Raw genomic sequence first — 23,036 nt, 5'->3', positions numbered from 1 at the left:
GTAGAAGAAGAATGCCCGGAGTCCTGATCCTCGGGCTCACCGTCCTGCTCGGTCTGGGGGCCGGCGGCGCGCTCGCGCCGCCGGCGCAGGCGTCCTCCGGATTCACCGGCACCGTGTCGATCGCGCATCTGAACGATGTGCACGGCAACGTCTTCGAGACCGCGACCGAGATCGGCTACGCCAGGATCGGCGGCTATGTCGATCAGCTGCGGTCGGACAACCCGAACACCCTGTTCCTGGACGCGGGCGACACGTTCTCCGGATCGAAGTACACCGCGATCGACCGCGGCGCGAGCATCGTGCCGATCGTGAACACGCTGGGCTTCGACGCGATGACCGCGGGCAACCACGAGTTCTCCTACGGTTCCGCGTATCTCCAGGAGCTCGCGTCGCGCCTCGATCACCCGATGCTGGCCGGGAACATGGTCTACTCCGCGACGGGGCAGCCGGTCCTGCCGGGGTACGCGATCATCCCGCTGCCGAACGGCATGAAGGCGGGCGTGATCGGAGTCACGACGCCCGTCTCCGCCGCGATGGGTTCGCAGGACGTCGAGTACCGGGACGCCATCGCCGCGACCCAGTCCCTCGTCGACGAGGTCACCGGACAGGGCGTGGATCTCGTGATCGGGCTCCTGCACCTGGGTGACCAGGGGTCGGACATGACGAGCCTGAAGGTGGCGGATGCCGTCACGGGCATGGACCTGATCATCGACGGCCACAGCCACAGCGTGCTGCCGCAGGGACGACGGCAGAACGGCACCCTGATCGTGCAGACCGGCGAGTTCGGGCACAATCTCGGAGTGGTGGACCTCGGCGTCGTGGACGGGAAGGTGACGACCGCGGCCGCGCGGCTCGTGTCGCGCAGCGAGATGGCGAACGCGCCGGAGAAGCCGGAGACCACGGCGGCGGTCGAGGCCTTCCGGACCGTGTCCGATGCGTACTTCGCCACGCCGATCGGCAGCACGACCGTCCTGCTCGAAGGCACGCGCGACATCGTCCGCACCCAGGAGACCGCCCTCGGGAACCTGTTCGCCGACGCGGTCGCCGAGTACGCCGAGGCTGAGATCGCCGTGCTCCCCGCGGGATACGTGGGAGGCCGCAAGGAGCCGGGGCCGATCACCCGCGGCGACATCCTCACCCTGTCCCGTGCCCCGACCGCGATGACGAAGAAGACCTTCACGGGGGCGGAACTCCTCCGGCTCCTGGAATCGCTGACCGCGAGCTATCCTGCGCCCTCCGGATCCTTCCCGCAGGTGAGCGGTCTGTCGATCGTGCTGGACCCGAACGGGACGACCTCGAAGGTGCACCGGGTGCAGGCGGCCGGAAGGGCGCTCGACCCGAATGCCGCCTACACGGTCGTGACGACGACGGGCGTCGCGAGCGGCTTCACGGGGACGGTCCTCGCGGAGTATCCCGGGGTGACCGAGATGCTCAGTGACTACATCGTGGCGCACAGCCCCGTGGCGCCGATGATCGAGGGACGGATCACACGCAGGGCGCCCGGCGAGCCGACCGAGCCCGGCGGCACCGGAGGCCCCGGTCCGAGCCCGTCACCGACCGCCGTCCCGGGCGGCTCCCCGACTCCCGCGCCCCCCTCGGGCAGCATGACCGGCCCCGGAACCGCGACCACCGGCGGCGACACGGACGCGTCCGGCCGGCTCGCGGCGACGGGGTCCGAGGGGCCGCTGCTCGCCTCGCTCCTCGCCGGGGGCGGAATCGTCGCCGGCCTGCTCCTGCTGGTGGTCGCCCGGCGGCGGCGCAAGGACCTCGGAACACGCTGACCTCCGCCCCTGCCCGCTTCGCCCCGGGCGATAGTCTTCGGGGCGAAGCGGGTCGCCCTGTGCCGAGGCGGCGCGGGCGGGAGCGTGGAGTGATGACGGTAGCCGAGCGGGGCGCGCGAGCGCGCCCCGACCTGACCGCCCAACTGCGGGACGCGATCCTGAACGCGGAGTTCGCGCCTCATCAGCGCCTCGTCGAGGCGGACCTCAGCGCGCAGTACGGCGCGACCCGTGCTTCGGTGCGCACGACGCTGCTCACTCTCGCGGGCGAAGGACTGATCGAGCGGCTCCCGAACCGCGGCGCACGGGTGCGCGCGATCAGCGTCGGCGAAGCCATCGAGATCGTCGAGGTGCGGGTCGGCCTGGAGTCGTTGTGCGCGCGCAAGGCCGCGGAGAACCTCACCGAGGATGGCGCGGAGGAGCTGCGCGCGCTGCGCACCGCGCTCGAGACCGCGGTGTCGACGGGCGACCTCCTCGGATACTCGCGGCTGAACCAGGACCTGGATCGGCTCCTGCGTGCGCTGAGCGGCCACGAGACGGCGACGCTGCTGCTCGAGCGACTGCTGGCGCAGTCGGCGCGGCACCAGTTCCGCCTCGGCTTCCTGCCCGGCCGCGCGGCCGCCTCGGCGGCGGAGCACACCGCGATCATCGATGCCGTCCTCGCGCGGGATCCGGACGCCGCCGAGACGGCCACCCGCACGCACCTCGCCGGTGTCATCGCCCTGCTGCGCACGCGGGACTGACATCCGCGCAGCGCGAGCACCCGCACCGCGAGCACCCGCACTGCGAGAAGGAGCCCGCCCGCGGTGAACGCGAGCGGGCTCCCTCATGTGAGATCCTCGCGGGACTCAGAACCCGGGCCCGCGGCCCTTCGGAGCCACATACTGCGCCGTGAGCGCCTTGAGGCTGCCGGGCGCGGCCGGATCGTACGAGAAGATCGACGACGTATCGGGCTGCAGGCGCTTCGCGACCGGCCCGTAGGTCATGTCGCCGTTCAGGCCGAGGTATTCGATCTTCCCGAGGCCGTCCATCGCCTTCATGAGCCCGGACCCGGAGAGATCGCCGAGCTCGACGGCCTTCTCCAGGATCGTCGTCGCCGTGATCGCCTGCATGAAGCCGTAGACGTTCTGCATCGTCGGCGTCTTCCCGAGCTTGTCGGTCAGCAGCTTGATGCCCTCGATCGAGGTGTCGTCGAGGTCTCCGGCAAGTCCGGTGATCACGAAGTTGTCCTTGAGGTAGGTCGCGATGTCCGTGTCCTTGAACGACTGGGCGATCGAGAAGAACTCGGTCTCCCAGATCGGCGTGAAGTCGAGCTGGGTGGAGGCCGCGACGACATTGGGCACGTTGCCGTTGGCGCCGCCGAACACCACCAGGTCGCACTTCGCGGTCTTGAGGGTCTGGATCTGCGCGGTGAACGCCGTGTCGGTCGGCGCGAACTCCGTCTTCGGGCCCACGGTGAAGCCCAGCTCCTTGCCCGCATGCTCGAGCGCGTCCTGCCGGGCCTGTCCCGACTGATCCGCCTGGACCATGGAGCAGACGGTGGAGCTCTTGCTGATCCTGCCCTTCTCGAACAGGTAGGACAGCGCGTTCCAGACGTTCGACTGGTAGGACGTGAAGGTCATCCCGAGGTTCTCCTGCGCGGTGAAGCGCGAGCTCTGCGTCGACGGCAGGGCCACGGCCCTGTTCTGCGTGAGGATGGGCAGCAGCGCCTCGGTCGAGGCGTCGCCGAGGATGCCGGACAGCATCACCACCTGATCCTTGATCCGCTGGTACTCCTGCACGGCGAGCTGCGGGTTGTACTGGTTGTCCGCGGTGATGACCTTCACCGGATACTTCCCGGCGATGCCGCCTTTCGCGTTGACGATGTCGTAGTACGCCTGCTGTCCGGCGACCTGCTCGTTCGCCGAGGGCGCGATCGGACCGCTCAGCGCGGTCATCTCGCCGACGTGGATGACGCCGTCGGACAGGTCGAAGCCCGGCACCGACGCGAGCGTCGCCGAGGCGGTGGTGGAGCCGCCGCTCGGAGCGCTCGGAGCGGTCTGAACGGCGCAGGACGTGAGGAGCAGCGCGGCAGCGGCGACGATGCCGATGGCGCCAGGAGTGCGGTGTCTCACAGGCTGTGTCCTTCCTGGTGTGTCGTGATCCCCGGTGCGGGGTCGGGTGGCGAGGCCGCGGGTGCGGCCTGCGTCTTGGCCGGCGCTGCAGGAGGCCGGCGACCGGGGCGACGGAAGAACGAGATCAGCCCGCCGCGCCGGAAGAGGAGGAACACGACGATGAGGACGCCGTAGACGATGAGTCCGAAGCCGGACACGCTCACGCCGCCCTGCTCGCCGGGCTTCGAGATGAAGGGCAGCACGTCGGCGAGCCGGATCGCGATCACGGGGACCAGGCCGATGAAGAGGGCACCCAGCACCGGCCCCCAGATGCTCGCGAGCCCGCCGATGACCACGATCGCGACGTACTGGATCGACAGGTCGAGCCCGAAGTTCTCGGGCCGGATGTACTGCAGCTCGACGCCGAGCAGCCCTCCGGACAGGCCGCCCAGCGCGGAGGACACGATGAACGCGTTCATCATCGTGGGCAGCCGCCGCGCCCCGAGCACCTCGGCCGCGAGGTCGTGGTCCCGGAACGCCTGCATGGCCCTTCCGGACCGGGAGCGCACGATGTTGGCGGTCGCGAGGAGGATCGCGGCGAGCACCAGCCAGCAGAGGATGAACATGCCCTGCTCTCGGGTGAGCAGGAACGGTCCCACTCGGAGCGCGGCGAAGTCCAGCGGCCCGATCGAGACCGGCGCGGTCACCACCGTTCCGTTGAGACCTCCGGTGAGGGCGGGCAGGTTGCGTGCGGCGTAGATGCCGATGAAGACGAGGCCGAGCGACACGATCGCCAGATAGGGACCCTTGAGCCGGAGGGCGAAGGGGGCGACGATCGCTCCCAGAGCGCCCGCGAACAGCGCGGACAAGGGGAGCCAGAGCACGAGGGGCAGGCCGAGCTGACCACCGAGGACCTGACCGCAGAACGCCCCGGCGCCGACGAAGAACGCATGCCCGAGGGAGATCTGCCCCGCGTATCCGGTCAGCAGGTTCAGGCCGGTCGCGGCGATCGCGGCGATGGCGGCGGTCGTCAGGACGGTCAGGAGGTAGCTGTCGGCGACGTTGAGCGGGAGCGCGACGATCGCCACGAGGAACGCGATCGCGAGGATCTTCTTCCTCAGGGTGTCGAACAGCCGTGGCGCCGTTGCCCGTGCGCGCGGTGCGAGGGCGGATCCGGAAGCGGTCAGGGTCATGCGCGACGCACCTCTCGTCGGCCGAACAGTCCGGCGGGTCGGATGAGCAGGATCACGAGCATCACGAGATAGGGCACGACCTCGGAGAACCCCGATCCCCAGCTCTCCGGGACGAGGGAGACGGCGAACTGCTGGACGACGCCGATGATGAGGCCTCCCACGACCGCGCCGAGCGGAGACTCGAGTCCGCCGAGGATGATGACCGGGAGGGCGAGGAAGGCGTACACCTCGAGCCCCGGCCGCACGCCGCCGCCGACGGTGGTCGAGAGTATGACGCCCCCGAAGGCGCCGAGGGCTCCGGCGATGCCCCAGGAGATGCCGTAGACGAGCCGCGTGCTGACACCCTGTGCCAGCGCGGCTTCGCTGTCGATCGCCGTCGCACGCAGACTGAGACCGATGCGGGTGTAGCGGAAGAACAGGAAGAAGCAGAGCAGGAGCACGGCGGTGATCGGGATGAGGGTGGCGTCGCGCGCCGTGATGCCGATGCCGCCGATGCGCAGCACGCTCAGCGCCCAGGGATCGCCGAGGTTCAGGGAATCGCCCGGCCAGATGCCCGTGATGACGGGTGCGACCGCGATCGTCACGCCGAACGTGATCAGAAGCGCGGCGAAGTGGTCGGCGACGCGATGCAGGACGAGCGCCTCCAGGAGCACGGCGAACAGCGCGACGGCCGCCATCGCGACGACCACGCCCGCCCAGAAGGGCAGGCCGGCCTGATGGATGAGCGCGTAGGCGAGGTAGGCGCCGAGGACGACGAAGCTGCCCTGAGCGAGGTTCAGGATGCCGGACGCCCGCGCCACGATCACGAAGCCGAGCGCGAGCACGGCGTACAGGGATCCGAGCGCGATGCCGGAGGTCAGCGTCTGGAGGACGTCGGTCATGCGCGCTTCGCCCTCCTTACGCGGTCGCCGGGGATGTCGAGCGCGACGTTCCCCGTCGCCGTCGGATCCGCCGCCGCCTCCGTCTCGTCTCCGAGGTAGGCGCGGATGACGCGCGGGTCCGCGATCGCGGCGCGGGGGGCCTCGATCGTGACGACGGTTCCGAAGTCCAGCACGAGGGCACGGTCGCCGAGACGGGTGACCATGCCCATGTCGTGCTCGATCATGACGACCGTGAGCCCCAGTTCCTGCGTGGCGGTGAGGATCCAGCTGGCGAGTTCGTCCGTCTCCTCGTCGTTCATCCCCGCGGCGGGCTCGTCGAGCAGCAGCAGGCGCGGTTCCACCGCGAGGGCGCGGGCGAGCTCGATGCGCTTCTTGATGCCGTAGGGGAGATCGCGGATCGGACGGTTCAGGAAGGCGCCGAGTCCGAGCAGGTCGATGAGCGGCTCGCAGGCCCGCCGGGCCTCCGTCTCTTCGCGGTGCGCACGGCCCCACCACACCGCACCGGTCAGCACGCCGGAACGCATCAGGCGCTGGCGGCCGAGCACGACGTTGTCCATCACGTCCATGTGCTCGAACAGCGCGAGATTCTGGAAGGTGCGGGCGATGCCCAGGTCGGCCAGCCCGGTGCGGCTCACGTCGAGCAGTGATCGCCCGTCGAAGGCGACCGATCCGGTGGTCGGGCGGTAGATGCGGCTGAGGACGTTCAGCAGCGAGGTCTTTCCCGCGCCGTTGGGGCCGATGACGGTGAAGAATTCGTGCTCGCGCACGTCGAAGGTGACTCCGCGGAGGATATGCAGTCCTCCGATCCGGAGCTCCACGTCGCGCACCTCGAGCAGCGGTGCGGCGGGCGCGCTCATGCGGCGTCCTCCGCTCCGAGTCCCAGCAGCAGCCGCTGGAGACCTTCGTCGGCGCGCAGCTCCGCGGCCGAGGCCGCGTGGACGATGCGGCCGTGCTCGATCACGTAGCCGCGGTCGGCGACGGCGAGGGCCATCGTCGCGTTCTGCTCGATGAGCAGCACGCTGGTGCCTGCGGCCCGGATCGCGCGGATGGTGTCCCTCACCTGAGTCACGAGCTTGGGGGAGAGCCCGAGCGTCGGCTCGTCGAGGATGAGGAGCCGCGGCGACGACATGAGCGCGCGGGCCACCGCGAGCATCTGCTGCTCGCCCCCGGAGAGCAGGCCCGCCGACTGATCGTGCCGCTCGGCGAGGCGGGGGAACAGCTCCATCATTCGGCCGCGATTGGCCTTGAGTGCGTTCGCGCTGATGGTCGCGCCGCCCATGTCGAGATTCTCGCTGACGGTCATCGCGCCGAAGATCCGCCGGCCCTCGAGCGCCTGCGCGACGCCGTGACGGACGATCGCGCGGGGGGAACGCCGCAGCAGCGGCGCGCCGAAGCTCGTGATCGTGCCTGCCGGGATCGACCCGCCCTGCACGGGCAGGAGTCCGGTGATCGCCCGGGCGAGGGTGGACTTGCCCGCGCCGTTCAGCCCCATCAGGGTCACCACCTCGCCGTCCGCGACGGTGAGCGAGACATCCCGCAACGCCGTGACGGACCGTCCGTATCGGACGCTGAGGCCCTCGACGCGCAGGGCGGGAGCGCTGTCGCCGGCGGAGACGCGCATCAGGCCGCTCCGCCGTCGAGGCCGAGCAGTCGGATCGCGTTCTCCCGCAGCACGAGGCGCTCGACCTCCTCCGGCAGCTCCAGCGCCGCGAAGTCGCGCAGCCAGCGGTCCGGCGTCAGGGCGGGGAAGTCGGAGCCGAACAGCATCTTGTGCCGCAGATAGGTGCGGGTCGCGCGCACGAGGCCCGGGCTGAAGTACTTCGGGGACCACCCGGAGAGGTCGATCCAGACGTTGGCCTTGTGCGTCGCGATGGAGAGGGCCTCGTCCTGCCAGGGCACGCTGGGATGGGCCATCACGATCTGCAGGCGCGGATGCCGCGCCGCGACGTCGTCCAGCAGGATCGGGTTCGACAGGCCCAGCCGCAGCCCGAGTCCGCCGGGCACGCCCGCGCCCACGCCGGTCTGCCCGGTGTGCACGACGATCGGGATCCCGAGATCCTCGATCGCGCCGAAGAGCGGATCGAACTCCTCCGCCGAGGGGTCGAAGCCCTGAAGGGTCGGGTGGAACTTGACGCCGCGCACGCCCAGCTGCGAGACCTGCCGCTCGAGTTCGCGCAGCGCCGCCGGTCCCTGCAACGGATCCACAGATCCGAACGCGATCAGCGCGTCCGGGTTGCGGGCGGCACCCGCGGCGATGTCGTCGATGCTGTTCGGCGCGTGCCCGGTGTTCGTCGTCGCGTCGACGGTGAACACGACCGCCATCATGTCGCGCTCGCGGAAGTAGGCCGCGGTCTCGTCGACCGTCTTGGCCGGGTCCGTGGTGCCGAAGTAGCGGTCCATCGCCTCGCGCTGTTCGGCGGAGGCGCCGTATCGGCCGGCGTCGTCGATCTGGACGTGCACGTGCGTGTCGATCGCCCGGATGGTCGGGAGAGCCGTCATGAGGGCGTCTCCTCTCTGCGGTCGCGGATCATCTCTTCGCGGAGGCGGACCAGATCGACCTTCCCGGTCGGGGTGCGATCCATCGACGCGCGGAAGAGGATGTGGCGGGGGCGCTTGTAGCCGGCCAGGAGGCCGTCCACGTGCGCGAGGAGCTCCTCCGCTGTGACATCGCCGGAGCGCTCGACCACGGCGGTGACGATCTCCCCGAACCTCGGGTCGGGGGCCCCGAGCACCACGGCGTCGGCGACGGCGGGATGGGTCAGGAGCGCCTCCTCGACCTCGAGGGGGTAGACCTTCTCCCCGCCCGTGTTCACGACCGCGCTGCCGCGCCCCAGGAACTCGACGTGACGGTCGTCCTCGACGCGCACCCAGTCGCCGGGGATCACATGGCGCACTCCGCGGATCACGGGGAATGCCGCCGCGGTCTTCTCCTCGTCGCCGTGGTACCCGAGCGGAAGCGCCCCGCGCTGGGCGAGCACGCCGAGGGAGCCGGGGAGATCCTGGACCTCGGTCCGGTCCTGGTCGAGCACGACCGTCGTGGGAAGCAGCCGCGGGCGGCCCGGCAGGTCGTCCATGCCTGCGGTGACGGTGACCGCAAGGCCTCCGCCCTCCGAGGAGGCGAGGAGATCGAAGATCGTGAGCTCGCCGAGGGCATGCAGCCGGTGCTTGGTCTCGGGGCTGAAGCGCATGCCGGAGCTCATGATCGAGGTCACGGCGCCGAGGGATCCGACGGCGCGTTCCGCGGCCTCCGCGAGAGGGAGGGCGACCGCGTCGCCCGCGACGACGATCCGGGTTGCTCCGTGCGCCTGTGCGAAGCGCAGGGCGCGCTCCGCGTCCAGGTGCGCAGCCGAGGTGAGCAGGACCGTTCCGCCGAGCGTGAAGGTGTTCATCGACATCGTGAGCGCGGTGCCGTGCATGAGCGGCGCAAGGGGGAGCGTGACGGGGCGCGGAGCCGTCGGGTCGATCGCGATCTCCAGCGCCTCATCGGCCGTGCGCGGCCAGGGCAACGCGCACATCGAGTACGTCGGGAACATCTGACCCTCGAAGAGATCCAGCTCGGCCCAGCGCACGGCCTTCGGACGCCCGGTCGTGCCCCCGGTGTAGATCCAGAGCTCAGTGCCCTCGGGCGCTTCGGCCGGCAGGGGGACGTCGTCCGCGATCGCCTCGGCCCAGGTGAGCCCGGAGGCGTCCCCGTCGTCGTCCGGCACGCTCACGAGCAGGACATCAGCAGCCGCCTGTGCGGCGGCATCGCGCGCGGTCGCGCCGAGCGAGGTCGGATGCACCATCGCGGCGGCGCTCGAATCGTCCAGGAGCGCCGCGATCTCCCCGGCGCGGAAGCGGAAGTTCAGCGGCACCGGGATGAGCCCGGTCGCGAGGCACGCGAAGAGCGTGATGAGGAACTCCGGCCGGTTGTGCAGGAGGATCGCGACCACGTCGCCGGAGCGCAGGCCCTGTCGCGCGAACGTGCCCGCGAGCGCCCCCGCCTCGCGGGAGAGGCGCTCGTAGGTCCAACTGTCATCCGGGGTGCGGATCGCGATGCGCTCGGGGAGGGAGCGCGCGACGGCCTGCCAGAGATCTGCGTAATGGGCGCGCATCCGTCAGCCCTGCGGCGGCCCGGAGTGCTGGGCGTCGGCGGAGAGCTCCTCGCGCCAGGCGTCGTCGAGCTGCGCGGCGGTCCAGCCTCCGTCGTGGTCGAGCGTCCGCAGCGCCGCGGGGTGGGCGTACAGCGTCAGCCGGTCGCCGCCGATCCCGACCGCCTGGCCGGTGACCTCCGCGGAAGCGTCGGAGGCCAGCCAGACGATCAGCGAGGCGACGTCCTCCGGGGTGCCGAGCGCGTGGTCGCGGCGGTACTCGACCGGGATGTCCCCACCCGCGACGTAGTCCTCGTAGACCTGCGTGTAGGCCGGGATGGTCGCGGTCATGGGGGAGAGGGCCGTCGGGATCACGGCGTTCACGGTGATCCCGGCACGGGCGAGTTCGAGGGACCAGGTGCGTGCCATCGCGACCAGCCCGGCTTTCGCCGCCGCGTAGTTGGTCTGCCCGAAGCTGCCGAACTGCCCGGCGGGGGAGCCGATCAGCACGATGCGCCCGCCCGAACCCTGCGCGCGCATGGCGACTGCGGCGGCGCGTCCGCATGTGAAGGATCCGCGCAGGTGGGTTCCGATCACCGCGTCGAAGTCGTCGTCGTCCATCTTCCACAGCACCCGGTCGCGCAGCACCCCTGCGTTCGCCACGAGGACGTCGATCCGCCCGAAGACGGCGATCGCGGTGGCGACGAGCTCTTCGGCGGTGGTGGTGGGACCGACCGGCCCCACCACCACCGCGGCGCGTCCCCCAGCGCCCTCGATGTCGGCAGCGGTCTGAGCCGCCGTTCCGGCATCGACATCATTGACGACGACGGCGGCCCCGGCCTCCGCCAGGGCGAGCGCGTAGGCCCGACCGAGACTGCGACCGGCGCCGGTGACGATCGCGACCTTGCCGTCCAGGCGGATCGCGCCGCTCATCGGTAGTACCTCAGCACCAGCTCCGCCACGCAGGCGGGTTTCTCGACGCCCTCGATCTCGAACGTCACGGGCACCTCCAGCTGCCACCCGCCGCCGACGTCCGTCACGGCGGCGACCCGCCCGCGCAGACGGATACGGGATCCGACGGGAACGGGAGCCGGGAAACGGACCCTGTTCATGCCGTAGTTGATCCCCATGCTCGCGCCGGAGACCTCGAACACCTGGCGCATGAGCGGGACCACGAGGCTCAGCGTGAGCAGGCCGTGCGCGATGCGCGTGCCGAACGGCGTGGTCGCGGCGAAGTCCTCGTCGACGTGGATCGGGTTATCGTCGCCGGACACCACGGCGTAGAGATCCACCTCCTCCTGGGTGACCTCGCGCCATGAGGACGGTCCGAACTCGGCCCCCTCGAGGCCGGGCAGATCCTCGACGGTCACGGAGACATCCGCAGCAGTCATGGCACTCCTTCTCGCTTCATCGCTTCGTCGCTTCGTGCGGAGCACGGAGGCCACATCGCCTCGTTTTCAGGTTACCTGAAACAACGGGGCGAAGGGAAGGGGAATTTCGGACGCCGCCCGGAAACGCGCGGATCCGGCCCTGAGGCGCGGCGAACGTCCGTGCCCGCCGGTACGCTGGATCCATGCCCGCACCGCGCTCGTCCTCCGCCGCACGCCGGGGAGGCAAGGCGACGAACATCCCGCAGGTGTCGTGGCGCGAGCCGCGACCGGCGCCGATCGTCCTCGTGTCGGGGCCGGAGGAGATCTGCGCGGAGCGGGCGATCGCGGGGGTGCGCGCCTACCTGCGCGCGGAGGATCCGGCGCTCGAGGTCAGCGACCTGCGGGCCGACGACTACGAGGGCGGCAGTCTGCTCGCGCTCGCCTCGCCGTCGCTGTTCGGCGAACCGCGCCTTCTGCGCATCTCCGGCGTCGAGCGCTGCACCGACGCGTTCCTCGCCGAGGCCGTCGCGTATCTCGAGCACCCGCAGGAGGGGGCGACGGTCGTGCTCCGGCACTCCGGAGCGACCGTGCGCGGCAAGAAGCTGCTCGACGCGATCCGCGCCGGCACGGGCGGCGGGATCGAGATCGCCTGTCCCGCGATCAAGCGCGACGACGAGAAGGCCGACTTCGCCGCGGGCGAGTTCCGCGCCGTCGGACGCCGGATCCAGCCGCAGGCGCTGCGAGCGCTGGTCTCCGCGTTCTCCGACGACATCACCGAGCTCGCCGCCGCCTGCCAGCAGCTCATCAACGACGTCCAGGGCGACGTCACGCCCGACGTCGTCGAGCGCTACTACGGGGGACGCGTCGAGGTCTCCGCCTTCGTCGTCGCCGACACCGCCATCGCCGGACGCCTGGGCGATGCGCTCATCGCCCTCCGGCACGCGTTGGCGTCCGGCGCGGATCCCGTGCCGATGGTCGCCGCGTTCGCGATGAAGCTGCGGTCGATGGCGCGGGTGGCCGGATCCAGGGAGTCCAATGCGGCTCTCGCGTCCCGGCTCGGGATGAAGGACTGGCAGGTGGACCGCGCCCGCCGCGACCTGAGCGGCTGGAACGAGCGCAGCCTGGGCCTCGCGATCCAGGCCACCGCGCGTGCGGATGCCGACGTCAAGGGTGCGGCCCGCGACCCGATCTTCGCGCTCGAGCGCATGATCACCGTGATCGCGACCCGCGCGCCCTACGGCGAAGCCGTCCGCTGACGCCGCGCGGGAACCGTCTCCGTATGGGGCGCATCCTCACGTTTTGGGGCGCGTTCTCTTGTTTTGGGGCGCGCCGAGCCACGATTCGCCGGCGGCACGCGCCCCGAACCGGGGAAGTGCGCCCCAAACCCCGGGCTTGCGTCCCAATCCCGGGGGAGACCCCGAGGGCTGTGTCGGGTCGTCCCCTGCGCGGTTTGGGGCGTGCCCTCGTGTTTTGGGGCGTGTCAGGCCACGATTCGGCGGCGGGGTGCGCCCCAAAACGGGGTAGTGCGCCCCGAATCTGCTCGATCCGGACGACGGGCCCGGAGAGGGGATCCCGGGGACGACGAAGGCCCGCTCCCAGAGGGAACGGGCCTTCGTCAGAGTCGGATCCGGCTCAGAGAGCGGAGACCTGCTTCGCGATCGACGACTTGCGGTTCGCGGCCTGGTTCGAGTGGATGACACCCTTGCTGACGGCCTTGTCGAGCTTCTTCGACGCGGCCTTCAGGGCGGCCTCGGCGGCGGCCTTGTCGCCACCGGCGATGGCCTTGCGGGTGTTGCGGACGGCGGTCTTCAGCTCGCTCTTGACGGCCTTGTTACGCTCGCGCGCCTTCTCGTTGGTCTTGTTGCGCTTGATCTGCGACTTGATGTTCGCCACGGATGGAACCTTCGTTCGAGTGATGGATGGTCATGCCGGCCTGGCGGTAGAGGGGCGCCTCCGGCAGCGTGCAGGGGTGGGACCTGGCACGCAAGCCAATCACCGATCTTATCAGGGATCCGACCTGATGCCGAACCGGCGGATCCGGGCCCGGCGGGTTCGGCATCACCGTGGGACGCGGTCTCGTTTCTCATGACACGGCGTCGCGTCCGGGGCGAGGTGTCGGTGTAGCGTGTGCACGCTGGCGAAGGACCCGAAGGAGTCGTCCATGCCCGAATCCGTCACCGCCGACGTACCTCCCCTGGATCGCGCGCTGCTGCGCCGGCTGCGATTCTCCGCCGCGACGGCGGCCTTCCAGATCGAGGGGGCGAGAGACGAGGACGGACGCGGCAGATCCATCTGGGACGACTTCGTCGAGACGCCGGGCCGCGTGCGCGACGGCAGCACGGCGGATCCGGGCCCCGACAGCTACCACCGCGCCGACGAGGACGTCGCACTCCTGGCGCGGTTGGGCGTCGACGAGTACCGGTTCTCGATGTCGTGGGTGCGCGTGCTCCCCGACGGCCGTCCGAGCCCGCAGGGGCTCGCCTACTACGACCGCCTCGTCGATCGCCTCCTCGACGCCGGGATCACTCCGACGCCGACGCTCTACCACTGGGATCTGCCGTCCCGGCTGGAGGAGGCCGGCGGCTGGTTGAACCGTTCGACCGCGGAGCGTTTCGCCCAGTACACCGAGGTGGTCGCCGATGCGCTCGGCGATCGGGTGCGGCAGTGGTACACGATCAACGAGCCGGTCTCCACGACGCTGCAGGGCTACGCGATCGGCGAGCTCGCCCCCGGCCGCACGCTGCTCTTCGACGCGCTGCCGACCGTGCATCACCAGCTGCTCGCGCACGGGTACGCGGGGCGGATCCTGCACGCCCGCGGCGCGACCAGCGTGGGCATCGTGAACAATCACACCCAGGTGCTGCCCGCGTCCGAGTCCGAGGCCGACCAGCAGGCCGCCTACGTCTACGACCTCATCCACAACCGGATGTACGCGGATCCGGTGCTGCTCGGCCACTATCCCGACCTCGAGCCGCTCGGCGTCACGCTGCCGGTCCAGGACGGAGACCTCGCACTGATCGGCGCCCCCTGCGAGCTGTACGGCGTGAACTACTACAACCCGACGACCGTGGCCGCATCCGCGGGGCCGGTGCCGTTCGAGGTCGTGCCGACGCCCGGCGCGCCCGTGACCGGCTTCGGGCCGCTGTGGCCGATCGTGCCGGAGGCGCTGACGGCGTTCCTCGTCGACGCGAAGGAGCGCTACGGCGCGGCACTGCCGCCGGTGGTGATCGCAGAGAACGGCGCATCGTTCCCGGAGCCCGAGCACGTGGACGCACCGATCGACGATGCCGCGCGGATCTCCTATCTGCACGCTCACATCGCCGCGGTGCTCGCGGCGATGCGCGCCGGAGTGCGGGTGGACGCGTACACCGTGTGGTCGCTGCTGGACAACTTCGAATGGGCAGACGGGTACACCCAGCGCTTCGGCCTCGTGCACGTCGACATGGCGACGGGGCGGCGCACCCCGAAGGCCTCCTACGCCTGGTACCGCGCGCTCATCGAGGAGGCCCGCTCGTGACCGAACCTTCCGGCGCATTCGTCGCGAGCGCGGCGAAGCGGGTCGGCCCGCTCTGGATGACGCTGTTCACCCTCGCCTGGCTCGCGATCTGGACCGTCCAGCTCACACCCATCCAGCTCCTGCTCCCGCTGCAGCTGGACACGGGCGCCCCGGGTGAGAACTGGATCGCCGGCGTCGTGTGGGCGGGCGTCGTGCTGTCGGTGGGCGGGCTCGTCGGCATCATCGCCGCGCCCGTGTCCGGCCGCTGGTCCGACCGCACCCGCTCACGATGGGGTCGCAGGAGGCCGTGGGCTATCGGCGGATCCCTGCTCGCGGCGGTCGGACTCGTACTCACGGGCGCGGTGTCCGGACCCGTCGCGGTCGGGGGCGCCTGGATCGTCGTCTCGGTCGGGGTCTCGGTCGCCTCGGCGGCGCTCACGGCGATGATCGCCGACCAGCTCACCACCCAGCGCGGCGCGGCCTCCGCCGCGGCGAGCTCGGCGCAGGCGGTCGGCATCGTGGTCGGCGTGGGAGCCGTCGTGCTGATCGGACTGAACGTGGAGCAGTCGTACTACCTGCTCGCGGCGATCATCGCGGTGATCGGGACGGGCACCGCGCTGCTCCTGCCGGACGCCCCCGCGCACGAGCTCGCCCTTCCCGCCCCGCGCATGGCCGCCCGGACGGCGTCGTGGCGGGATCGTGACTTCCTGTGGCTGCTCATCAGCCGCTTCACGGTGAACATCGGCAACGCCTTCGGCACCTCTCTGCTGCTGTTCTTCCTGCTCTACGGCGTCCGGGTCCCGTCGGCCGCGGCCCAGGACGACCTCCTCGTCCTGATCGTCATCTACACGGTGTTCGTCGTGATCGCCTCGATCGTCGCCGGCATCCTCTCCGACCGGGCCTCGGCGAGTCCGCTGCGCCGCCGCCGCACCATCACCGCGATCTCCGCGGTCGTGCAGGCGGTCTCCGGGGTGGTGATCCTGATCAGCCCCTCGTTCGAGATGACCGCGGTCGCCGCCGGCATCATGGGCGCGGGCTACGGCGCATACATGGCGGTGAGCCTGGCGTTCGCGACGGATCTGCTCAAGGATCCGGACGATCATGCCCGCGACCTCGGACTCGTCAACGTCTCCGCGCAGCTCGGGCAGCTGCTGGGCCCGCTGCTCGGTGCCGGCCTCGTCGCCCTGGTCGGCGGATTCTGGCTGCTGTTCGCCGCCGCGGCCGTGCTCTCGGTCGTGGGGGCGGCGATGACCTACGCGGTCAGGGCCGCGTCTCCAGCGTCGCCAGAGCCACCTGCAGGACCGCGTTGAACACCCGGGGGCGCATCGCGGTCACGAGGTGCGTCGTGCGGGGCACGATGATGAACTCCGCCTCCGGTGCGAGCCGGCGGTACAGCGTCTCGTGCGTGCGGAGCTGGTCGAACTGCCCGTTCACGAACCACGTGGGCACCGCGATCCGGGGGACGGCGGAGACGAGGTCCAGCTCGGCGAGGGAGCGCAGCGCGTCGTCCTGCGCCGCCATGGCGTAGCCTCCCGCGCCGAAGTCCTCGCGGGTCGAGGCGGGGAGCGTGGCGTCCAGCACCTGTCGGCTCAGCCACAGACCGCGATCCGGCATCGCGTTCAACGCGCCCGCGAGCATGCGATAGGCGGCGAGCCCCGCACCGCGGGGGAGCGCGGTGCACGAGGCGCCGATGAAGCCGGCGACCGGCGGCGCGGGCTCCGCACCGGCGTACGCGGTCGACAGCAGCCCGCCCATCGAGTGGCCCACGAGCAGCACGGGCCCTTCGGCGTCCCGCACCGCGGCGTCGATCGTGCGCATCGCCTCGTCGAGCGAGAACGGCTCGTCCCTGCGCGTCCCGTGACCCGGGAGGTCGACGGCGACCGCGGGGTTCCCCCGGTCGGCGAGGAACTCCTCCTGCGCGCGCCACATCGTGGCGGAGGTGCGGATCCCGTGCACGAGCACGACCGAGACCGGAACCGTGTCGGGGGAGCGGCGCATGCGCGTCAGTCTAGGCGCGGACTGTCCGCGCGGACGACGAAGCGGGGCCGGTGGCGAACCACCGACCCCGCTCCGGTATCGCGGGTGCTTACTTCTCCCAGCCCACGTTCTCCACCGGCAGCACGCCGTAGAGGTCGAGACCGACGTAGGTCTCCGGGGTGAGGTTGGCGAGGCCCTTCTTGACGGCCATGATCTCGGGACCGTTGTAGAGCGGGATGACGCCCCAGGTCTCCTTGATGATCTCCGGCTCGAGCTTCATCGCCGCAGCGGTCCAGGCGTCAGCCGTGGTCTGCGACTCGACGTCGCTCTTGATCTTGTCGTCGATCGCCTTGGTGCTGGTGCCCGACAGGTTCAGCTGGCTGTCCGAGCAGTACATCTGGCAGAACCAGGCCGGACCGAACGGGTCGGAGTCCGTGAAGCGCAGGCTCACGGCGTCCCAGTTCTTCGTGGTCAGGTCGGTCGAGAAGTTCGCCGACGGGCGGGTCTCGATCTTCAGGTCGATGCCGACGGCCTTCTCCTGCTGCTGCAGCGCCTTGGCGAGTGCGGCCTGGACCGGGCTGTCGCTGAACACGGGGTACGTGACGGACAGCTTGACGCCGTCCTTCTCGCGGATGCCGTCCGAACCGGCCTTCCAGCCGGCGTCGTCGAGGATCTTCTTCGCGCCGTCGACGTCGAACTTCAGGCCGGCGGTCTTGAAGGAGTCCTCATAGCCCTTCTGGAAGGAGTAGAGGATCAGCGAGCCGGCGGCCGGCTCGCTGTAGTTCAGGCCGTTCCACGCGATCTTCTTCTGCTGGTCGATGTCGATCGCCGAGAAGAAGGCCTGACGCACCTTCGGGTCCTTCAGCTGCGGCTTGTCGCCGTCCAGCATGATGATCGTCTTCGCGGTCTGCTGCGCGCGACGGATCACGGTGTCCTTGACGCCCTGGACCTGCTTGACGGCGTCGGCCGAGCCGGTCTCGACCTGGTCGAGCTCACCGTTCTTGTAGGCGTTCAGCGAGGCCGCACGATCCATTCCGGTGAACGTGACCTTGTCGAGCATGGGCTTGTCGCCCCACCACTTCTCGTTCGGCTCGAAGGTGACCTTCTGGCCGTTCACGTCGTAGTTGGTGAGCTTGTACGGGCCGGCGCCCCACTCGGGGTGCGCGTTGCCGTTGAACGCGTCGTTGTAGAGCTCGGGCGTGTTCACCTTCGGGTGCAGGAGACCCGTGAGGAACGGCATGGCCGGCCAGGCGAACTCGCGGTTGAACGTCACGATGACGTCCTTGTCGGTCGCGCCCTTGGTGACGGACTCGATGTCCTTGTAGCCGTCGGTGGCGTTCGCCTTGAAGTCCGGGTTCGACCCGTTGTTGTCCTTCCAGGTGGTCTCGAACGCGGTCCAGTCGATCGGCGTGCCGTCGTTCCAGACGGCCTTGTCGTTCACCTTCATGGTGACGACGGTCTTGCCGTCCTTGACCGTGGTGTCCCACTTGTCGAGGTAGGCGGGGTTCGCCTTGACGGTGCCGTCCGGATCCATGAGGAAGACCTGCGGCATGTACCACGCCGCGAGGCGTGCGGTGTCTGCGGACGCGTCACCGCTGAACGAGTTCATCTGCGGCGGGACCTCGGCGGTCCAGAAGTGCGCCTCGCCACCCTGCTTGAGGTTCTCGCGCGGCTGCGGGTTGTAGTCCGCGGTCTTGGTCGTGGAGGGCTTGTCGGTGCTCCCGGTACCCGCGTTGCCCGCCGAGCAACCGCTGATGGCGATCGCCAGCGCGCTGCCGAGGGCGACGACGCCCCACAGCTTGTGCTGCTTCTTCATGGTTCTCCTTCTATTGCCTTTCGGCTCTTTGGGGACAGACACAGTTAACCGGCATGAACCAGATTCGCCGGAGGCGACCCGATACCGTTATTGATTCGATGTCAACGGAAGTGGCACGCGTTGGCGTGCGCATCGGATCCCCGGAGCGCGGGCGCCTCGGTCTCGCAGCGCGCCTGCTGCTCCGGCGGGAGCATCTTGTACAGCGGGCAGCGCGAGGTGAACGAGCAGCCGTCACGGCGGTCCGTGGGGCTCGGCAGGTCTCCCTGCAGCACGATCCGCTCGCGCGTGCGCTCGATGTCGGGATCCGGCACCGGGATGGCCGAGAGCAGCGCCTGCGTGTACGGGTGCTGGGGGTTGTCGAAGATCGCGTCCACGTCGCCGTGCTCGACGAACTCGCCGAGGTACATGACGCCGACGCGGTCGGCGATGTGCCGGACCACGGACAGGTCGTGCGCGACGAACAGGTAGGACAGGCCGAGCTTGACCTTGAGCTCGTCGAGCAGGTTGATCACGCCGGCCTGGATCGACACGTCGAGCGCCGACACCGGCTCGTCCAGGACCACGATCTTCGGGTTGGTCGCGAGCGCGCGGGCGATGCCGATGCGCTGACGCTGGCCGCCGGAGAAGGCGCCGGGGAACCGGCTCGCGTGCGCCGGGTCCAGGCCCACGAGGTCCATGAGCTCGTCGACCCGCGCGTCGGCCTCCGCCCGCGGAACGCCGATCGCGCGCAGCGGCTCCGCGATCACGTCCGCCACGGTGAGCCGCGGGTCGAGGGCGCCCATCGGGTCCTGGAACACGATCTGCAGATCGCGACGGACGGTGCGCTCCGCCTTGCCGCCGCGCAGCGAGGACACGGGCGTGCCCGCGATCGTGATCTCGCCGTCCGTCTGCTTCACGAGATCCATGATCTGCAGCAGCGTCGTGGTCTTGCCGCAGCCCGACTCGCCGACGATCGCCATGGTCTCGCCCTCGCGGATGTCGAAGGTGAGCCCCTTGACCGCGTGCACTTCGCCGACCTTGCGCTTGAGGAAGGCGCCCCGGGTGAGCGGGAACGTCTTCTGCATGTTCCGGACGTCGAGCGTGACGGGCCGGTCCTCGCGGGGCACGCGGTCCAGTGCGCTCGTCGGAAGCTCCGGCACGGGATACACCGGCGCGGCGCCGATCATCCCGTCCTCGATCTCGTCGGCGCGGACGCACGCCACCAGGTGGGCGCCGCCCCCGGCCGTCGCGATCGGGCGGAGCTCGGGCTCGCGGACGCGGCAGGCCTCCGTCGCGATCGGGCACCGTGCCACGAAGGGGCACTCGTCGGGGAGGTTCACGAGCAGGGGCGGGTTGCCCTTGATCGGCACCAGCGGCGTCTTCTCCGCCTTGTCCACGCGCGGGATCGCCCCGAGGAGGCCGATCGAGTACGGCATCCGGGTCTCGTGGAACAGTTCGCGCACGGGCGCCTGCTCGACGGGCTTGCCGGCGTACATCACCAGCACGTCGTCGGCGGTCTTCGCGACCACGCCCATGTCGTGCGTGATCATGATGACCGCGGCGCCGGTCTCCCGCTGCGCGGTCGCGATGAGATCGAGGATCTGGGCCTGGATCGTGACGTCGAGGGCCGTGGTGGGCTCGTCCGCGATGATCAGCTTCGGATTGTTCGCCATCGCGATCGCGATGACGACGCGCTGGCGCATGCCGCCCGAGAACTCGTGCGGGAACGACTTCATCCGTCGCTCCGGGGTCGGGATGCCGACCATGCGCAGCAGCTCGACGGCGCGCGCGTTCGCATCCGCGTTCGACATGCTGCGGTGCGCCGTGAGCGCCTCGACGAGCTGATCGCCGACCGTGTAGACGGGCGTGAGCGAGGTCAGCGGATCCTGGAAGATCATCGCGATCCCGTTGCCGCGCAGTGCGGACAGCTCCTTGTCGCTCTTGCCGACGAGCTCGATGCCGTCGAACATGATCGAGCCGGTGACCTTGGCGTTGTCGTCGAGGAGCCCCATGACGGCGAGCGACGTGACGGACTTGCCGGATCCGGACTCGCCCACGATGCTGAGCGTGCGGCCGGGTTCGAGGTCGAAGGAGACGCCGCGGACGGCGTCGACGCGGCCGGCCTCGGAGGCGAAGCTGACGTGCAGGTCGCGGACGGAGAGAAGAGGAGCGGTCATGCGCGGCCTCCCGCCGCCGAGGTGGGATCGAGCGCGTCTCGCAGGCCGTCGGCGATGAGCGCCATCGAGACGGTGAGCAGCGTGAGCGCGAGCGCGGGGAAGTAGAAGGTCCACGGGGCGCTGGAGAGCGAGTTCGCGCCGATGCCGATGAGGGATCCGAGCGAGACATCGGGGATCTTCACGCCGAAGCCGATGAAGGACAGGCCCGTCTCGGTGATGACGGCGCCGACGACGCCGAGCGTGAAGTTGATCACGAGCAGCGAGCCGATGTTCGGCAGCAGGTGGCGGAGCACGATCTTCATGCCGGGGACGCCCATGTAGCGCGCCGCGTGCACGTACTCGCGCTCGCGCAGCGAGAGCGCCATCGTCCAGATGACCCGCGCGGGGAAGAACCAGCTGATGAAGATCATCGCCGCCGAGATCACGCGCCAGTCGCCGCCCGCGTTGGAGGACACCAGGGCGAGGATCAGGAACGTCGGCACGACCATGAGGAAGTGGATGATCAGGAGGATGATGCGCTCGGTCGTGCCGCCGAAGTAGGCGGCCGCGGTGCCGACGATCGCGGAGATCACCGTGGTGCCGATCGAGACCGTGAGCGCGATCATCAGCGAGCGCTGCAGGCCCACCGCGGTCTGCGCGAACAGATCGCCGCCGTCGGCAGCGGTGCCGAACCAGTGGGTGCCGTCGGGCGGGGTGCCGAGCGCCAGGAAGTCCAGCTCGCTGAAGCTGAAGTGCGCGATGAGCGGCCCCACGGCGGCGAACAGCACCAGGAAGGCGAAGACGAACACTCCGCCGACCGCGGGGCGGTTGCGCACGAAGCGGCGGTAGTACAGCCGGAACGTGCCGATCCGCTTGCGCGGGATGCGCGCGGCGGTGGTGTCGGGCCCGACGGGGGGCTGGATGGTTGCGGAAGTCATGTCAGCTCACCCTCACTCGCGGATCGAGGACCACCACGGCGACATCGGCGAGGATCGCGCCGATCGCCGTGAGCACGGCGGTGAAGGCGGCGATGGCCACCACTCCGTGCACGTCGTTCGTGCCGATGGTCTGCACGAAGTACCGGCCCATGCCGTTCCACGCGAAGATCGTCTCGGTCAGCACGGCGCCGGTGAAGACGGTCGGGATGCTGAACGCGAGCTGCGTCGCGACCGGGATCAGGGACGTGCGCAGCGCGTGCTTGCGGATCGCCTGCTGCTTGGTGAGGCCCTTGGCCCGTGCGGTGCGCACGTAGTCGGCCTTGATGTTGTCCAGCAGGAGCGAGCGCTGCAGGAAGTGATAGCTCGAGTAGCCGATGAACACCAGTGCGATCGTCGGCAGCACGAGATGCTGCAGAGAATCGATCAGGACGGGGAAGAAGCCCGTCACCCCATCGCTGGAGGCGCCGGTGACGTAGAAGAGGCGGAAGCCGAGCGCGTCGTTGATCGCGATCGCGCCCAGGACGATGCCGAGGGCCGCGACGATGATCGGGATGTTCATCGTGACGATCGAGATGCCCTGCCAGACCCGGTCCGCGACCTTGTACTGGCGCGAGGCGGTGTAGACGCCGATCGCGATACCGAGGACGGCCGCGATGATCGTCGCGCCGAGCACGAGCTCGCCGGACACCCACATGCGGTAGGCGATCTGGCTGTTCACCGACTGGCCGGTGGGGCTCACGCCCCAGTTCCAGTGCAGGACGATGTCCGAGAACCAGCCCCACCAGCGCTGTAGCAGCGGCGTGGTGTCGCTGAGGTGGCGGGGTTCGAGGAGGCGATTGATCTGGTCCTCGCTCAGCGGAGGGCGACGTCCGACGTAGTTGCTGCGGGGATCGAGGAAGGCCCACGCGAGGAAGTACGTGACATTTGTCGCCACCACGATCATGAGGAGCCAGCCGAGAGCTCGGCGCAGCAGGTACTTGATCAAGATGGTGTTCTCTCTCTTGTCACAGACGCGGCGCGGGATCTCCGACGCAGCGCTGGGTCGATGCCATATCAACACGACCCGAACCGGTGACACGGTGCTCCGACCTGCGCAGCGCGGGACGGAGTGCAGTCACCGCTGAGACCCGGTTCCGGGGCGCGGCAACTTCGCGAGACTATCACCGGCCGGAGGCGATGGGGGATGAGGCACGCCTCACCCGGGGCGTCGACCCGGCCGAAATGGCGCACGGGGCGGCCGCGCCGGGCGCTCCCGTAGAATCGTCGGGATACCCGGTTCCGTCCGGGCC

20 protein-coding genes are annotated in these 23,036 nt (G+C 70.0%); 5 read left to right on the top strand and 15 right to left on the bottom strand.

Annotated elements, in window-relative coordinates; genetic code table 11:
- Nucleotides 1-11 precede the first annotated feature (11 nt).
- Together ACIPY5_RS02935 and ACIPY5_RS02930 are read left to right on the top strand one after the other, a co-directional pair.
- Nucleotides 12-1,781 (top strand): bifunctional metallophosphatase/5'-nucleotidase, encoded by a 1,770-nt coding sequence (locus tag ACIPY5_RS02935; protein WP_400966468.1) that lies wholly within the window; start codon nt 12-14, stop codon nt 1,779-1,781.
- 92 nt (nt 1,782-1,873) lie between these two features.
- Nucleotides 1,874-2,521, top strand: a complete 648-nt coding sequence (locus ACIPY5_RS02930; protein ID WP_309339184.1) for a GntR family transcriptional regulator — start codon at nt 1,874-1,876, stop codon at nt 2,519-2,521.
- Between the two features lie 105 nt (nt 2,522-2,626).
- On the opposite strand, the gene ACIPY5_RS02925 is transcribed toward ACIPY5_RS02930, so the two are convergent.
- From ACIPY5_RS02925 to ACIPY5_RS02885, 9 genes are read right to left on the bottom strand one after another with little or no spacing between them, the layout of a single operon-like run.
- Nucleotides 2,627-3,892, bottom strand: coding sequence for an ABC transporter substrate-binding protein (locus tag ACIPY5_RS02925; protein WP_400966464.1), 1,266 nt, complete (start codon nt 3,890-3,892; stop codon nt 2,627-2,629).
- Nucleotides 3,889-5,064 carry a branched-chain amino acid ABC transporter permease gene (locus ACIPY5_RS02920; RefSeq protein WP_400966461.1) on the bottom strand — a complete coding sequence of 392 codons (1,176 nt, stop codon included), beginning with the start codon at nt 5,062-5,064 and terminating at the stop codon, nt 3,889-3,891. Before ACIPY5_RS02920 ends, ACIPY5_RS02925 begins: the two co-directional genes overlap by 4 nt.
- Nucleotides 5,061-5,945, bottom strand: coding sequence for a branched-chain amino acid ABC transporter permease (locus ACIPY5_RS02915; RefSeq protein WP_400966458.1), 885 nt, complete (start codon nt 5,943-5,945; stop codon nt 5,061-5,063). The genes ACIPY5_RS02920 and ACIPY5_RS02915 overlap by 4 nt, the downstream gene beginning before the upstream one ends.
- Complete coding sequence (locus ACIPY5_RS02910) at nt 5,942-6,802, bottom strand: ABC transporter ATP-binding protein (RefSeq protein WP_400966455.1); 861 nt, start codon at nt 6,800-6,802, stop codon at nt 5,942-5,944. The genes ACIPY5_RS02915 and ACIPY5_RS02910 overlap by 4 nt, the downstream gene beginning before the upstream one ends.
- Nucleotides 6,799-7,566: an ABC transporter ATP-binding protein gene (locus ACIPY5_RS02905; RefSeq protein WP_400966453.1), complete on the bottom strand. Its 768-nt coding sequence runs from the start codon at nt 7,564-7,566 to the stop codon at nt 6,799-6,801. The genes ACIPY5_RS02910 and ACIPY5_RS02905 overlap by 4 nt, the downstream gene beginning before the upstream one ends.
- Nucleotides 7,566-8,444 (bottom strand): amidohydrolase family protein, encoded by an 879-nt coding sequence (locus ACIPY5_RS02900; RefSeq protein ID WP_400966450.1) that lies wholly within the window; start codon nt 8,442-8,444, stop codon nt 7,566-7,568. Before ACIPY5_RS02900 ends, ACIPY5_RS02905 begins: the two co-directional genes overlap by 1 nt.
- Nucleotides 8,441-10,039: an AMP-binding protein gene (locus tag ACIPY5_RS02895; protein ID WP_400966447.1), complete on the bottom strand. Its 1,599-nt coding sequence runs from the start codon at nt 10,037-10,039 to the stop codon at nt 8,441-8,443. The genes ACIPY5_RS02900 and ACIPY5_RS02895 overlap by 4 nt, the downstream gene beginning before the upstream one ends.
- Before the next feature lie 3 nt (nt 10,040-10,042).
- Nucleotides 10,043-10,948 (bottom strand): SDR family NAD(P)-dependent oxidoreductase, encoded by a 906-nt coding sequence (locus tag ACIPY5_RS02890; RefSeq protein ID WP_400966444.1) that lies wholly within the window; start codon nt 10,946-10,948, stop codon nt 10,043-10,045.
- Entirely contained in the window at nt 10,945-11,406 is a 462-nt protein-coding gene (locus ACIPY5_RS02885) for a MaoC family dehydratase (RefSeq protein WP_309339023.1), read from the bottom strand. Before ACIPY5_RS02885 ends, ACIPY5_RS02890 begins: the two co-directional genes overlap by 4 nt.
- Before the next feature lie 182 nt (nt 11,407-11,588).
- Here ACIPY5_RS02885 and holA point away from each other — a divergent pair, with 182 nt between their 5' ends.
- Nucleotides 11,589-12,641 (top strand): DNA polymerase III subunit delta, encoded by a 1,053-nt coding sequence (gene holA / locus ACIPY5_RS02880; RefSeq protein WP_400966441.1) that lies wholly within the window; start codon nt 11,589-11,591, stop codon nt 12,639-12,641.
- 376 nt (nt 12,642-13,017) lie between these two features.
- Here the strand turns inward: holA and rpsT are convergent, their stop codons facing one another.
- Entirely contained in the window at nt 13,018-13,278 is a 261-nt protein-coding gene (gene rpsT / locus ACIPY5_RS02875; protein WP_309339018.1) for a 30S ribosomal protein S20, read from the bottom strand.
- Between the two features lie 268 nt (nt 13,279-13,546).
- Here rpsT and ACIPY5_RS02870 point away from each other — a divergent pair, with 268 nt between their 5' ends.
- Together ACIPY5_RS02870 and ACIPY5_RS02865 are read left to right on the top strand one after the other, a co-directional pair.
- On the top strand, nt 13,547-14,902 hold the full coding sequence (locus tag ACIPY5_RS02870; RefSeq protein ID WP_400966437.1) for a GH1 family beta-glucosidase: 1,356 nt from the start codon (nt 13,547-13,549) through the stop codon (nt 14,900-14,902).
- Entirely contained in the window at nt 14,899-16,191 is a 1,293-nt protein-coding gene (locus tag ACIPY5_RS02865; RefSeq protein WP_400966435.1) for an MFS transporter, read from the top strand. The genes ACIPY5_RS02870 and ACIPY5_RS02865 overlap by 4 nt, the downstream gene beginning before the upstream one ends.
- On the opposite strand, the gene ACIPY5_RS02860 is transcribed toward ACIPY5_RS02865, so the two are convergent.
- From ACIPY5_RS02860 to ACIPY5_RS02840, 5 genes are all read right to left on the bottom strand, one after another.
- Nucleotides 16,142-16,879: an alpha/beta fold hydrolase gene (locus ACIPY5_RS02860; protein WP_400966432.1), complete on the bottom strand. Its 738-nt coding sequence runs from the start codon at nt 16,877-16,879 to the stop codon at nt 16,142-16,144. The two genes, ACIPY5_RS02865 and ACIPY5_RS02860, sit on opposite strands and share 50 nt — an antisense overlap.
- 88 nt (nt 16,880-16,967) lie before the next feature.
- Entirely contained in the window at nt 16,968-18,674 is a 1,707-nt protein-coding gene (locus tag ACIPY5_RS02855) for an ABC transporter family substrate-binding protein (RefSeq protein ID WP_309339007.1), read from the bottom strand.
- 101 nt (nt 18,675-18,775) lie between these two features.
- Entirely contained in the window at nt 18,776-20,830 is a 2,055-nt protein-coding gene (locus tag ACIPY5_RS02850; RefSeq protein ID WP_400966429.1) for a dipeptide ABC transporter ATP-binding protein, read from the bottom strand.
- Nucleotides 20,827-21,747 (bottom strand): ABC transporter permease, encoded by a 921-nt coding sequence (locus tag ACIPY5_RS02845; RefSeq protein WP_400966426.1) that lies wholly within the window; start codon nt 21,745-21,747, stop codon nt 20,827-20,829. Before ACIPY5_RS02845 ends, ACIPY5_RS02850 begins: the two co-directional genes overlap by 4 nt.
- A 1-nt stretch (nt 21,748) precedes the next feature.
- A complete protein-coding gene (locus ACIPY5_RS02840) occupies nt 21,749-22,732 on the bottom strand; it encodes an ABC transporter permease (RefSeq protein WP_309339001.1) in 984 nt (327 codons plus the stop codon).
- Between the last annotated feature and the right edge of the window lie 304 nt (nt 22,733-23,036).

It is taken from the genome of Microbacterium sp. NPDC089698, assembly GCF_044749045.1.
Classification (GTDB): domain Bacteria; phylum Actinomycetota; class Actinomycetes; order Actinomycetales; family Microbacteriaceae; genus Microbacterium.
This window is presented reverse-complemented; position numbering and strand designations above follow the sequence as displayed.